General features: G+C 41.0%; 13 protein-coding genes, 1 pseudogene and 1 riboswitch. All 14 genes and pseudogenes read right to left on the bottom strand.

Annotated features, from left to right (window positions below):
* Positions 1-3: 3 nt before the first annotated feature.
* The 14 genes and pseudogenes from HED61_RS06735 to HED61_RS06670 all read right to left on the bottom strand — a co-directional run bounded on the left by HED61_RS06735 (position 4) and on the right by HED61_RS06670 (position 12939).
* A complete protein-coding gene (locus HED61_RS06735) occupies positions 4-567 on the bottom strand; it encodes a hypothetical protein (protein ID WP_002345854.1) in 564 nt (187 codons plus the stop codon).
* 68 nt (positions 568-635) lie between these two features.
* Positions 636-923, bottom strand: coding sequence for an ethanolamine utilization microcompartment protein EutM (gene eutM / locus HED61_RS06730; RefSeq protein ID WP_002345855.1), 288 nt, complete (start codon positions 921-923; stop codon positions 636-638).
* Between the two features lie 153 nt (positions 924-1076).
* Positions 1077-2549, bottom strand: a complete 1473-nt coding sequence (locus tag HED61_RS06725) for an acetaldehyde dehydrogenase (acetylating) (RefSeq protein WP_081131279.1) — start codon at positions 2547-2549, stop codon at positions 1077-1079.
* Between the two features lie 410 nt (positions 2550-2959).
* Positions 2960-3265: pseudogene (locus HED61_RS06720) on the bottom strand (BMC domain-containing protein); the annotation flags it as partial.
* Between the two features lie 13 nt (positions 3266-3278).
* Positions 3279-3932 (bottom strand): ethanolamine utilization microcompartment protein EutL, encoded by a 654-nt coding sequence (gene eutL / locus HED61_RS06715; RefSeq protein WP_002345858.1) that lies wholly within the window; start codon positions 3930-3932, stop codon positions 3279-3281.
* Between the two features lie 12 nt (positions 3933-3944).
* A complete protein-coding gene (eutC, locus tag HED61_RS06710) occupies positions 3945-4847 on the bottom strand; it encodes an ethanolamine ammonia-lyase subunit EutC (protein ID WP_077454595.1) in 903 nt (300 codons plus the stop codon).
* Between the two features lie 17 nt (positions 4848-4864).
* Complete coding sequence (locus HED61_RS06705; protein WP_002345860.1) at positions 4865-6229, bottom strand: ethanolamine ammonia-lyase subunit EutB; 1365 nt, start codon at positions 6227-6229, stop codon at positions 4865-4867.
* A gap of 17 nt (positions 6230-6246) precedes the next feature.
* On the bottom strand, positions 6247-7671 hold the full coding sequence (gene eutA / locus HED61_RS06700) for an ethanolamine ammonia-lyase reactivating factor EutA (protein ID WP_002345861.1): 1425 nt from the start codon (positions 7669-7671) through the stop codon (positions 6247-6249).
* A gap of 85 nt (positions 7672-7756) precedes the next feature.
* On the bottom strand, positions 7757-9190 hold the full coding sequence (locus HED61_RS06695; protein WP_081131275.1) for a sensor histidine kinase: 1434 nt from the start codon (positions 9188-9190) through the stop codon (positions 7757-7759).
* Positions 9191-9763, bottom strand: a complete 573-nt coding sequence (locus HED61_RS06690) for an ANTAR domain-containing response regulator (RefSeq protein WP_041119376.1) — start codon at positions 9761-9763, stop codon at positions 9191-9193. It lies immediately after the preceding gene.
* Between the two features lie 27 nt (positions 9764-9790).
* A complete protein-coding gene (gene eutS / locus HED61_RS06685) occupies positions 9791-10138 on the bottom strand; it encodes an ethanolamine utilization microcompartment protein EutS (protein WP_002345864.1) in 348 nt (115 codons plus the stop codon).
* A 159-nt stretch (positions 10139-10297) separates the two neighbouring features.
* Complete coding sequence (locus HED61_RS06680) at positions 10298-11428, bottom strand: 1-propanol dehydrogenase PduQ (RefSeq protein ID WP_219645609.1); 1131 nt, start codon at positions 11426-11428, stop codon at positions 10298-10300.
* Positions 11429-11723: 295 nt separating this feature from the next.
* A riboswitch (adenosylcobalamin (AdoCbl) riboswitch) is annotated at positions 11724-11873 on the bottom strand.
* A gap of 44 nt (positions 11874-11917) precedes the next feature.
* A complete protein-coding gene (locus HED61_RS06675; protein ID WP_041119595.1) occupies positions 11918-12499 on the bottom strand; it encodes a cob(I)yrinic acid a,c-diamide adenosyltransferase in 582 nt (193 codons plus the stop codon).
* Positions 12499-12939, bottom strand: coding sequence for a EutP/PduV family microcompartment system protein (locus tag HED61_RS06670; protein ID WP_041119378.1), 441 nt, complete (start codon positions 12937-12939; stop codon positions 12499-12501). Before HED61_RS06670 ends, HED61_RS06675 begins: the two co-directional genes overlap by 1 nt.
* Between the last annotated feature and the right edge of the window lie 130 nt (positions 12940-13069).

The following is a 13069-nucleotide window of genomic DNA, read 5'->3' as shown; positions in this document are numbered from 1 at the left end:
CTCCTAGTTCAGTTTTACTACAGTCATTGTTTGGATCAACGCATCCGCCCATTCTTGGAAATACTGATAGCGCCTATCAGGCTTTTCTTCGAACAAGAATAGGATTTTGTTCAATTGAAGTTGGATTTCCTTTGAAGAATAATCCCATTGTCTTCGCTGACTGCTCTCTATCACTACTTGCTCTTGATCAATCGCTTGTTCAATCACCGAGAATTTTCCTTGAATGATATTCTCCAACCAAGCTTGTTGTTTCTCAAAGTACAGCCATAGTTCTGCAGGAAACGTGTCATCTCTCAACATAGGAAAATAAAGAAGATGCTTCAAGTGCTGGATTTCATATTCTATCTTTCGTGATAGTGACTTTGTTTTGATCGAGGAGGTCCGAATAGGACAACTATCGGCTCTTTTCTGAGTACTTGTCGTTACGCTAGTGATATGATGCTCGCGCAAATAACTTTTTGCAGCTGGTGTCAGCAAACTTCCTGAAGGAATAATGAGATCCATTCCCTCATATAACTCTTTACTAAGTACCTTTTTGCGAAGTTCATCTTCGGTAATGACTGTCATAACACCCCTCCTCACTTAATGTTTAGGACAGAAGCCATACTCACTTCTGTCCCAAACATTTAAGATGATCATTCAGTTACAGCATGTGGTAAAATAGCATCTACTTCCGTATGTGGACGAGGGATCACGTGAACAGATAACAATTCTCCTACTCGTTCAGCAGCGGCAGCGCCAGCATCTGTTGCTGCTTTGACAGCACCGACATCTCCACGAACCATGACAGTAACTAATCCGCCACCAACTTGTTCTTTCCCAATCAATGTGACGTTTGCCGCTTTAACCATTGCATCTGCTGCTTCTACCGCACCTACTAAACCACGAGTTTCGATCATTCCTAAAGCGTTTGTACTTGACATTATATTTTCCTCCTAAAATGTTTGTTTTTATTTTTAAAAATTCAAGACGATCCTCAAATGGATTTCAGTCTTAAACTTTAAATCCTAAAGTTATTTTGTTTGCAGTTTCTTTTGTAATTTCTTTTGTAGCTTCTTTGTGCTTGTTGAGATGGCTTATTTAAGCCGATCCATTACTTGAGCGATGATCGTATTGATCAGCTCCTCTTTGTTATCCGTGATAGCTGTGTTTGGTGTGATCGTTGTCTGACTAAATTCTCGACGAATATCCTCTAGATCACGAACGCCATAAGCAACTCTACGTAAGTTGAATAAATTTTCAACACCAATATTGTCTGAAGTTGAACTTCCTCCAACAGCGCCGCAGCCGAGAGTCAGTGCTGGAACTAAATTCGTTGATGCGCCAATACCACCAAGTGTTCCAGATGTATTGACAAGCAATCGCGATACTGGCTTTTTGGCACCAAATGCTCGAATGACTTCCTTATTTTCAGTGTGGATGCCCATTGTGTGGCCTGCACCTTCACCTTTGAGGATCTCAATCGATAAAGTACAAGCAGCTTCCCAATTCTCCACTGTATAAAAAGCGATGATTGGTGCCAATTTTTCTCTTGAAAATGGATACTTCAATCCAACATGGGTTTCTTCAGCCACAATCAAGCGACGATCTTGCGGTATAGCCAGACCAACTAGGGATGCGATATGTTGAACCGAGCGACCGACGATTTGCGGATTCATTGTTCCATTTGGTCGTAAGATAAATTTAGCTAACTTATCCGCTTCGTCTGTACTCAAGAAATAAGCCCCTTGCTTGATCAATTCTTCTTTGACCGCTTCACGATTGACATTTTCTACAATAATGGATTGTTCAGAAGCACAAATGGTTCCATTATCAAATGTCTTAGAGTCCATGATTTGCTTAACTGCATGAGGAATATTAGCACTCCGTTCAATATAGGCTGGACCATTCCCAGGCCCCACTCCGATTGCGGGTGTTCCAGAGGAATACGCAGCTTTGACCATTGCATTGCCGCCAGTTGCCAAGATTAAGTTCGTATCGCTATTTTTCATCAATTCACTTGTTGCTTGCATTGTAGGTGTTTGAATGACCGAGACACAGCCTTCAGGGGCACCTGCCGCTGTTGCTGCTTGTTGAATGATCTCAACAGTGGCAACAATCGATTTTAGTGCATTGGGATGGGGGGAAAACACAATGCTATTTGCTGCTTTTAAGGAAATCAGCGCTTTATAAATGACTGTTGACGTAGGATTGGTCGAAGGAATAAGTCCAGCAATCACACCTACTGGTACAGCGATTTCTGTGACCTTTTTAGCCGCATCATCATGAATCACGCCCACAGTCGCTTTATCTTTCAGCTCGTCATAAACAACCTTTGAAGCAAAGGCATTTTTGATGATCTTGTCCTCATAAATACCAAAACCAGTTTCCTCATGGGCCATTTTTGCTAGTTTTTCTCGTTGGGCAAAGGTGGCCTCAGACACAGCTTTTACGATTGCGTCGATTTGTGTTTGTGAGAATGTTGCTAGCTCTTGCTGCGCTTCCTTGGCTTTTCTGATCAAATTTCTTGTTTCTTGGATGGAACGTAAATCTTTATCTACTAATTCCACTCGTCTTCACTTCTTTCTATTTCTGCCATAATTGCTTGGATCAACGATTCTTTATTTGCTAATTTGATTTCACTTTTCTTTAATGTGCTCAAATTCATTTTGTATGCTTGCTTGCGTAAATCCACTACTCGTTTACGTTGTAGTTCTTTTAATTGAGCGGCATCGACAACAGGTACTTTGTCTGATGCTTTGGTTTCTAGCACTGATGGCACTGCGTCAGAATTATCTTTAGGCTCTGGCATCACTCTTGATTCTGATTCAGTGTTTGGCAGTGTCACTTTAGATTCTGTTTGTGTTTGTAGATCTGATATTGGGTCTGTTTGTGATTCTGTCTTTGGTTCTGTCTTTGGTTCTGTCTTTGGTTCTGTCTTTGGTTCTGTCTTTGGTTCTGTCTTTGGTTCTGTCTTTGGTTCTGTCTTTACTTCTGATTGCGATTCTTTTTTTGGCTCTAAATCAGACAAAATGATCTCTGTTTGGGCATCCACTCGAGAAATGACGTGGTGTGCTATCAAGCAATTCAGCTCCTTAGCTACTTCAACACCCACTTCTACTGCTGCATTGACGGCTGCCACATCACCAATAACTTCGACGGTTGTTAATCCACCATGAATAATTTCCGCTTTTAATAATGTGACATCAGCTGCTTTAACGGCTGCATCTGCCACACTGATGGCACCTAAGAAGCCCCGTACCTCGACCATACCTAATGCTTTCATCTGCTACACATCCTTAATAACCCAATGGATTATCGGCAATATTCTGTACTGCCTGTTCAAATGCACTACAAGCAGCTTTACAGGCAGATTGACTTCCTGTCAACAATGCCCCACCAAAATTTGTTTCAGAAGGTGGGCCATAAAAGACGCCCATTTGCACATCTGCAGCCTTCATGGCAGCATCTAAAGCAACCATCGCTTCTAATGGTGGTGCAATAAGGTAAGCAATTGCTTCGCCTTCTGGGATATTAGCTTGTTCAGAAAGAAAACTACCAGTTCTAGAAACAACGTGTGCAAAATATACGATACTATCGTCGTCATTGGCACTATAAAAGCTTGCCTCTTCTTCAATGACTTGGTTTATCACACTTAATCCACTATTGATTTCTGCTGGACTGGGTCCCGCAATGATGCCTATCACTTCACCGGCAAGCTTCGTTGATGCATTTCCGGCTCCAGCATACATACTTTTTCCGTAAACGACTTCGACATCCGCCGCTTTTGTTGCTTCATCCAGTGCAACGTATGTCACATCATCACAATCAGAAGTCACAATTCCTAGGGATCGATGTTCTGGCTTTAACGATAACTCTTTGGCCAAAGCTGGATCCACGTTGGGAATGACTTTCATGCTTAATACGTTGGCACCTAAACGATCATTTTTCATGTCCTTCCTCCTTTACTCTGCTTCTTTCAAATCAATACCCGATTTTTTCTTATCGAGCATTTTTTTGATAACTTCAGCAATATAAGCGCCTGCTTCAACCGCTGGAGTACCACCACGATGAATGTTTGAGATCACTGTTCGTCGGGCTTCCGGCATACCGACAGTTGGCTTATATGCAATATACGCACTCATCGACTCTGCCGTTACCAATCCTGGACGTTCTCCTACTAATAGACAAACAACATCTGCATCTGTGATTTCACCAATTTTATCCATTGCTGGAACGCGACAATATTTTACAAAGAGAACTTGATCAAAATCTAATCCATACATTTTCAATCCTTGTTTGATGGCAGGCAAAACTTCTTTGACATTGGCCTCGATTGCAGCTGAACTCAAGCCATCGCCAACAACCATTTGCACTTTTGCTTTCGGTGTTGTATTTTTGCGAATGATCTCACAGTTTTCTTCATCGAATTGTCGTCCGTAGTCTGGTCGCGTAAGGTATTCATCTTTGCTCGTACAAATCGTTTTTGTAGCAATAAAGCCCATTTCTTTCACTAACTCTTCACTGACATCTGAAAAGACAGCATCTTGTGCTGCTGCATGATCCGCACGAAAACGCAGTGTAGAAGGTGTCAAGTAGCGGGTGCCTGTACGCCCAACCCCTAATCTCGCTGGTGTGTAAGCTTTCATTTTCAATAATCCTTCTGGATCTTTTGCTCCTTTTAGCAATAATTGTTTCCGTAAATCAACTTCTGTGATATCAGGTATCATCCCTGTTTCTATTTCAGCAGTTTCTGTCACTTGAGTTGCTGGTTTTTCTTCTGTAAGAACAGTTGCAGGCGCTACATGGTCGTCCACCATTTCGGACAAAATGCCAACGATCATTTCTTTTAATTCTTTTTCATTCATTCGTGTACTCACCTCGTTTATTTAATAAAAACAGATGCATCTCCAGCGCAACTGGTCAGCTTGCCATTCTCCATAAAGCCCATCTTTTCCATCCACTCTTCAAATTCCTTAATTGGTCGTAGCCCTAACGTCTCACGGATCGTAGCAGTTTCATGGAAGCCTGTTGTTTGATAATTCAACATGACATCATCGCCATGAGGGATCCCCATAATATAGGTACATCCTGCTGTTGCCAGCAACATAGCCAGATTTTCCATGTCATTTTGATCCGCTTTCATGTGGTTGGTGTAACATACATCACATCCCATTGATATTCCAGTCAATTTCCCCATAAAGTGATCTTCTAACCCAGCGCGAATTACTTGTTTTGAATCATATAAATATTCAGGTCCGATGAAACCAACTACTGTATTAACGATGTAAGGGTCAAATTTTTTCGCTAGTCCATAACAACGTGCTTCCATCGTTACTTGATCAGCACCAAAGTTGGCTTCAGAAGAAAGTTCAGAACCTTGTCCAGTTTCAAAATACATTACATTCGGTCCAGCCGCTTGCCCACTGTGTAATGCCAAATCTTGTGCTTCTTCCAAGATAGCGGCATTTAAGCCAAATGCGGTATTCCCTTTTTCAGAACCAGCAATGGACTGGAAGACTAGCCCTGTAGGTGCCCCTTGCCGAATGGCTTCCATTTGTGTGGTCACATGAGCTAAAACACAGGTTTGTGTTGGGATTTCCCATTCACTCCGAAATTCTTCAAATTTATTTAGAATTCGTTTGACACTTTCTGTGGAATCATCTACCGGATTCAAGCCAATCAAAGCATCACCTGCTCCATAAGAAAGTCCTTCCATGACAGAAGCCATAATGCCATCTACATTATCTGTTGGATGATTCGGCTGTAACCGATTGGAGAATGTTCCCGGGCGGCCAATGGTCGTGTTCGCAGTTTTTTCGATGTGAATTTTTTTGGCACCGACGATTAAATCCATATTCGACATTAGCTTACATACAGCAGCAACCATTTCTGAAGTCAAGCCGCGAGAAATACGTTTGATATCGAAATCAGTCGTTTCTGAAGACAAGATAAACTCCCTTAGTTCAGCTACTGTCCAATGTTTGATACTCTCAAAAATTCGCATATTGACTTGATCGATAATAATCCGTGTCACTTCATCTTCGTCATAATCGACAACAGGATGATTGAACAAATCATTTAATGTCAGCTCAGCTAGAACAACTTTTGCCGCCACCCGCTCTTCTGCAGAATTTGCTGCAACGCCAGCTAGTTTGTCACCTGACTTTTCTTCATTTGCTTTGGCTAATACTTCTTTCACTGACGTAAATTGGTATACGTTGCCAAATAATTTGGTTTTTAAAATCATATCCGTGTCGCTCCTTTTTAATTAAATACTAATGTCTTAACAATCACAGGCAGGACTGCACCTTCTGCAACTGGTAGGCCGATATCCGCATAGTCGCCATTTTCCACCTTGACAGAATCGATACAGATGAAAGGATATTCTGGAGGTAAATTGGCACTTAGCGCATGGCCCAAAGCTTTAGCCATATCTTCGTCCACCATAACAATGATAGGAATGGCTTCTTTCACTAGACTGTCCAAACCTGCCACGATTCCTTTTCCATATCGCTGAATGTCGTCAAAAGTCGGATTTTTATCCCCTCTGATGGCCAAAGCCACTTGGGGTGTCCCTTCTGTTGTATGCCAATTGAGCTTTTCTCGAATCCGCTCACTCAATTCGGAAGCCGCCAATTCTTCATCTTCTTTGGCTAATTTCAAAATGGGGATATTTTTTATAGGTAAAATCTGTTCGCGATAAGCAATCGTACTGCCACTGATTTCAGCCGTATGGGAGCCTGCGCCAACCACAGTTGCACGAATCGTTTCATTGCTTTGAAGCACTTCTTTTTCCGAAAAAATCAGCGACTGGCGGAGATATTTTCCTAATAGCAAGCCGATGTCCCCGAATTTGAATGGCTCCTTTTCTTCGGCAACAAAGCAGTCCGCCACCCCACCGGAAAATGTGACAAGCGGGATTTCTTCATTCCTTTTGAGGGGATGGTTGGTCACTAATAAATCAAAGAAAGGACTTTTTTCTCCTAAACCCACACTGTTTTCCAAGACATGAATAAGTTCTAAAAGAATCGGCTTGAGAGTTGCTTCCGTCACCTGATCCCCAATGGTAAGAGAAAGCTCTTTTTTCCTAATTATTTCTTGGATTTTTGGTGCGAGATAAGTGACTCGCTGCTGTTTATCGACTTTGATCAACCGACCACCAATATCAAAGCAAGCCGTGTCTATGACCTCGCCATCTTTAAAAACAGCTAAATTGGTCGTTCCACCACCGATATCCAAATTAACGACTGGTTTTCGTTTGCTCTCCGAAAACGTTTGGGCTCCTGCTCCTTTTCCAGCAATAATGCTTTCTAGGTCTGGGCCTGCCGTTGCGACGACAAAATCCCCAGCATACCCGCTTAATGCGTCTAAAACTTTATTCGCATTGGCCTTTCTGGCTGTTTCACCGGTGATGATGACGGCACCCATCTGGATATCTTGCTTTTTAATCCCAGCTTTACGATACTGTTCCGCGACAAATTCATTGATCGGTTCTGCATCAATCTCTGTCTGATTCAATAAAGGTGTAAAGATGATATCACTCCGATAAATGACTTTTTTATTGGAGATGGAGATTCGGGGAACTGTAAAAGCCGAAGCAAAGTTTTCAACCGTCAATTCCGACAATACGAGTTGCGTTGTGGATGTCCCTAAATCGATCCCAACCGTCAAGAGTGTCTCCTTAGACATGTTTTCCCTCCTTTTGCATACAAAAAAGCGCCTAAAGAATTCGTAGAAAATTTCTTTCTACTTTTCTTTAAGCGCCTTTGCTTAATCACTGAACAACATCACTGGTGTTCTGTTCGAAATAAAAACAGGTTTTGGTCCCCTGATCATTTGATTCTATCATAATTTTTCCCTTTAGTTTGTCCTTAACATAGCTTTTTACAATCATTAAGCCCAAACTATTCTCATTCTTTTGATGAACATCATAGCCTTTACCGTTATCCATCACTGTGATAGTAATCATTTTGTTATCTAATGTTCCAATTACTTTCACAACGCCGCTAGCTGGTGAATCAAACGCATGATCGAAAATATTTTGCAGCAGTTCGTTGACGATCAAAGAGATCGTCACCATTTGCTCACTGGAAACCATAATTGCTGGATCCACATCCATGGTCATTTCTAACGATTGTGCCCCTTGAAAAAGATGCCGAAAATTATACATCACTGCTTCCAATGTTTGCCGTAATGCCACGTCGTCCTTGACCTGTTTGGACAGCAATTCATGGGTGGCCGCAATGGCCATGATTCGGTTCACACTTTCATGAAGGACCTTTTTTGCTTCTAAGCTCTGTGTTCTTCGTTCTTGAATACGCAATAAAGAGACAACAGATTGCAAATTATTTTTGACACGATGATGAATTTCACGAATCGCAACTGATTTGGAAATGATTTCGGCTTCTTTTTCTTTGAATTCCGTGTTATCTTGAATGATCATCACTAATTGCGCTTCGGATTCCAGCCAAACTTTGCGGATTTTAAAATAATAATTCAAGTAAGTTGTGTTGCTTTCAATTGGTTGATTGCTGACTTTATACCTCATTTGGTAAAGAACATACTCAAATGTCGTGTAGTCAATGGACAAATTATCATAGCTCATACCAATAATATTATCGCGATAGCCCAATTTTCGATACAATTCCTGTGCATTATTATTGGTAATCAATAGATGACCCGCTGCATCAAAAATCAAAACAGCTTCAGCTAATTGATCAATAAACAACGCATCTACTTGACTCGTTGATTTCGCCACTTTAGCTAATTGGCAATGATTCAGCTCTTCCTTATGCAGATCTGCTTGAATCTCTCCATCTGCTGCCATCTCAATAATAATGACACCAATTGTTCGATGCTCATTTCGAATCGGATAAATATTTTGCTTGATCAACCGATTTTCTTGCGTCACAGCTAGCAGGCCGATACTGTTCAAGCTTGTTTGCATGGTTCGCAACACACCTGGTTCATTTTCTAACAATGCTTCCATACCAACAACATCACCACTGTATAAAGAGTCTGCTTTTGTAGGTGGTTTGTGATAAACGACTAATGCTTGTTGCGACATTTCTTTATACACATCAATGAATACATCCGCACTTTGGTAGAGTGTTGTTGAAGAAAGATAGTTTGCTGTTCGTTGTAACTCTTTGATATCTGACTCAGATAGATTGGTATATTGTCTACATAATTGCGCTAATCGTTTCATCTACTCATCATCCATTACAATTAGTTCAGCAATTTCACCCATCCGCGCTCGTTTATTCATACTTAATGTCCTTAACATTTGATAGGCTTCCTCTTCAGTAATATGATTCTCCTTAACAAGGATCCCCTTGGCTTTTTCGATAATTTTTCGTTCTTCCAACTTCAAACTTAATTTATCGATTTGACTTAGTAAAGATTGCGTCTGTTTTCCTCGTTCAATGCTCATTTCAATTGTAGGTATCAACGACTTTTCATCTAATGGCTTGACTAAATAACCTAGTGCACCGAGTTTCTTTGCCTTTTCTGTATTCTGGACATCACTATAGGCGGACAAAAAGACAATACTACTGGCTAGCTGGTCTTGAACGATCTTCTTACCAGCTTTTAAACCATCTAAAATTGGCATTTGGATGTCCATAATCACTAAATCAGGACGTGTCTTTTTACAAACTTCAATCGCTTCAAATCCATCTGCCGCTTCACCGACCACTTCATATCCTGCCTCTGCCACAATATCACGAATATCCAATCTCGTAATAGGTTCATCATCGACTATTACAATTCGTCCATCCATTCTCTTCACGCCCTTGTCCGTTCGAGACTATGTTCTAGTGATTTTACAAGTTACGGAGAAATTTAAAATCTGTTGCAATCCTTCGATTACTGCTTGTAAAGCCGCCTCAACCGAACTAACATCTCCTGAAATAACGACCGAACCAGAAAACCGATCGATGAAACCGATTTGGATATCCCCGCTTTTCGTTGCAATATCCACTGCGATGATTGCTGCTTCACTCGGGGTGATCGTTAAAATTCCTAGCGCATTGCTTGTTCCTTCAGGTAACCCCAACTTTGTATAAATCTCTTTATTGGGACTTGCAATGATATGCGCCAATGTGACTTGTTTCCCAGGAACATATTCTTGAATCATTCGTTGTTTTTCTTCCAACAAGACTCGCTCCCTTAATTTAGCAAATAAAAAATCCTCAATAAAAAACGTAAAGATTCCACTTTCGCTTTCTACTAAGGAGCTTCTTTGCTCTTAAATTTTGAAGCACGCCGTTGTGCTACCCACATTATATTTTATTGGCTACATCCTGTCAATCGCTTATAAGACAGAGTTCAAAATTTCTATGACTTCTTCTTTTGTTGGCTGAATGGGATTCGTTCTCGTGCAGCCATCTATCAGAGCAGCACTCGCGATTTTCTCACTATTCTCACGTACTTCCGCTTTTGTTAACCCATATTCAGTAAAAGAAGCTGGCATTTGTAGTTTTCTCCGCAATTGCTTGATTTGTCGAATGAGTTGCTGAACGCCGATTCGAGCATTCGTTGTTTTCGTAGAGTAGATACAATCAACTAGCTGTGCGTAACGTTTTGCTGTTGCTTCATTTGTTACTTTTCCACTTGCCAAACCACTATTGAATGCAATCACATCAGGTAGCAAAATCGCATTCATACGCCCATGGGGTACATGCAATCGTGCTCCTGCCGCATGGGCGATCCCATGGTTGAGCCCTAATGAGGTTACATTGAAGGCCATGCCGGCCATACAAGAAGCTAGGTGCATATTTTCTCGAGCTTGTTTATTGTTGCCATCATGATAGGCGATTTCTAAGTTTTCAAAAACCAATCGAACCACTTTTTCACATAGAGCATCTGCAATCGGATTTGCTTCTGTCGACACGTATGCTTCTATGACGTGAGTCAACACGTCCATTCCAGTATCAGCGGTAATCTTCGGGGGAACACTCATGACTAAAGCTGTATCTAAAATGGCCACATTCGGTTGGATTTCATCCGTAACCAAAGGTATTTTTGTTCCAGTTTCAGCAATTGTGATCACAGAAAAATTGGTGACTTCTGAACCGGTCCCACTCGTTGTTGGTACAGCAATGAATTGATCCACTTTGATGTTCATCGTCTGTTCTCCAAAAAACTTCATTGCTTTTGCTGCATCAATCGCCGAACCTCCGCCTAAAGCGACAATCGTATCTCCTTTAAAATCAACCAATTGCTTGATACCTGAAACAATCTTGTCAATCGGCGGATCTGGTACGATGTCACTAAAAATAAGGTATTTGTTGTGTGACAAATGCTTCGTTAAATGATCCACAAAACCTGATTCAACCATGAATGGATCGGTAACCACAAAAACTCTTTTTTCTCGAAGCTTTTCAAGATTGGTTAATGCCCCTTCTCCTGCCCATATTTGGGTAGGAAAATGAATAGTTTCCATATGGATTCCTCCTAATCAAAAAATAGCAAAAAAACGCCTCAAACAAACGAAAAACGTCTGTTTGAAGCGTCTTTGCTTCATTATGTATACGCCATTGTACACCAAACCTTACAAATAGAGTACAACGTCATTAAATGATTGTCAATAAGAAAAGGGAATCTAGCAGTACACCGTTGTACCTGAAATCTCCTTCATCGTTGAAAGACCAGCCCAAAATTCCCTAGACGCACGCCTTCGTGCGAACATATGGATTAACACAAATATCTTGGGCTGGATTTTCAACACAAGCGTTGGAAAGAAACATCCTGTTTTGCCTCGAAACAGTATGCCCAATAATGAAAAATTGAAAAGACCTGACTTAAAAGCAACCCTGCTTTATCACAGTGGCGGGACCGTGCCAGATTTTCACTGACTTCCATTCATATTCTTCATAAAATATTCGTTTAATCTACTTGGAATTTACCACATCTTACTTAGAAAAGCAACTGTCTACAATCCCTCCTCTTTTATTTTATGGAAAACCTTTTCTCCTCTTTCATAAAAAATATCCGGTTCATTGGCTTGAACATTGAGATAGCGTGCCAATGCATAAAAGTAATCTGACAATCGATTCGTAAAAATCAGCACTTGCTCATTGATCTTGGCTGTCCAGTTTAGACGAACAATCGCGCGTTCCCCACGACGAGCGATCGTTCGCGCCACATGGACCATACTAGCTTCTGGTGTGCCACCGGGTAAAATAAACCGATCTATATCCGGAGATTCGGCAGTAAAATAGTCGATTCTTTCTTCTAACCAAGTGACACTTTCTGGTTGTAGTTTAAACGGACGCTTTGCTTCTATTGGTGTTGATAAATCCGTGCCTACATCAAAAAGAAAATTTTGCAAAAGTTTCAATTCATTTTTGACGGCTTGATTTTCTGAAGGTAGTTGACTGATGATATACCCTACCCACGAATTCAATTCATCGATCGTCCCATAACTTTCTACCCGATCGGAATCTTTAGCGACCGTAGTACTGCCCACGAGTTTGGTCATACCTTTGTCCCCTGTTTTTGTATAAATTTTCATCATACCTCATCCTCTTCTAAATAATTGATCAATTCTTGTAAACCCGTTTTTTCTACAGAAGATACTTCAAAAATCTCCTTTGCCCCCGCATTTTTCAGTTGCTGATGAATATGTGCTAATTGATCGGGGTCATTCACTAAATCCACTTTCGTTAAAATGCCAATCACTTTTTTAGGGAATATGCTACCAAATCCTGGGGAAAAAATCTGTTCTGTCTCGAGAGCACTCTGTACTAAGCCAATGACATCAGCTTCAGCTGCTGTGACGTTTAAGGCATTGTAGTACTGACGATGCAATATAAACTCTCCTGGTGTATCAATCATCGTTGTATGGAATTCGACTGCTTGTGTCTTGGCATAACGCAATTCTTTCCCTTGCAGCGCTTGGCATAAAGTTGTTTTTCCGCAACCTATCGCTCCCATAAGAATCATTCGTTTCATACTTTCCTCCATAAAAAAAGCCTAAAGCACGTGTAGTCATACACGAAAACTTTAGGCTCCGTTGCCATTTATTGAAACACGTCATTGTGTTTTCTTTTATATTACCTGTTAAAAAAATACTTGTCAAAAG

Source organism: Enterococcus gallinarum, assembly GCF_021496385.1.
GTDB classification, from domain to species: Bacteria; Bacillota; Bacilli; order Lactobacillales; family Enterococcaceae; genus Enterococcus_D; species Enterococcus_D gallinarum.
The sequence above is the reverse complement of the archived record's forward strand: the minus strand, read 5'-3'. Positions and strand labels throughout refer to the sequence as shown.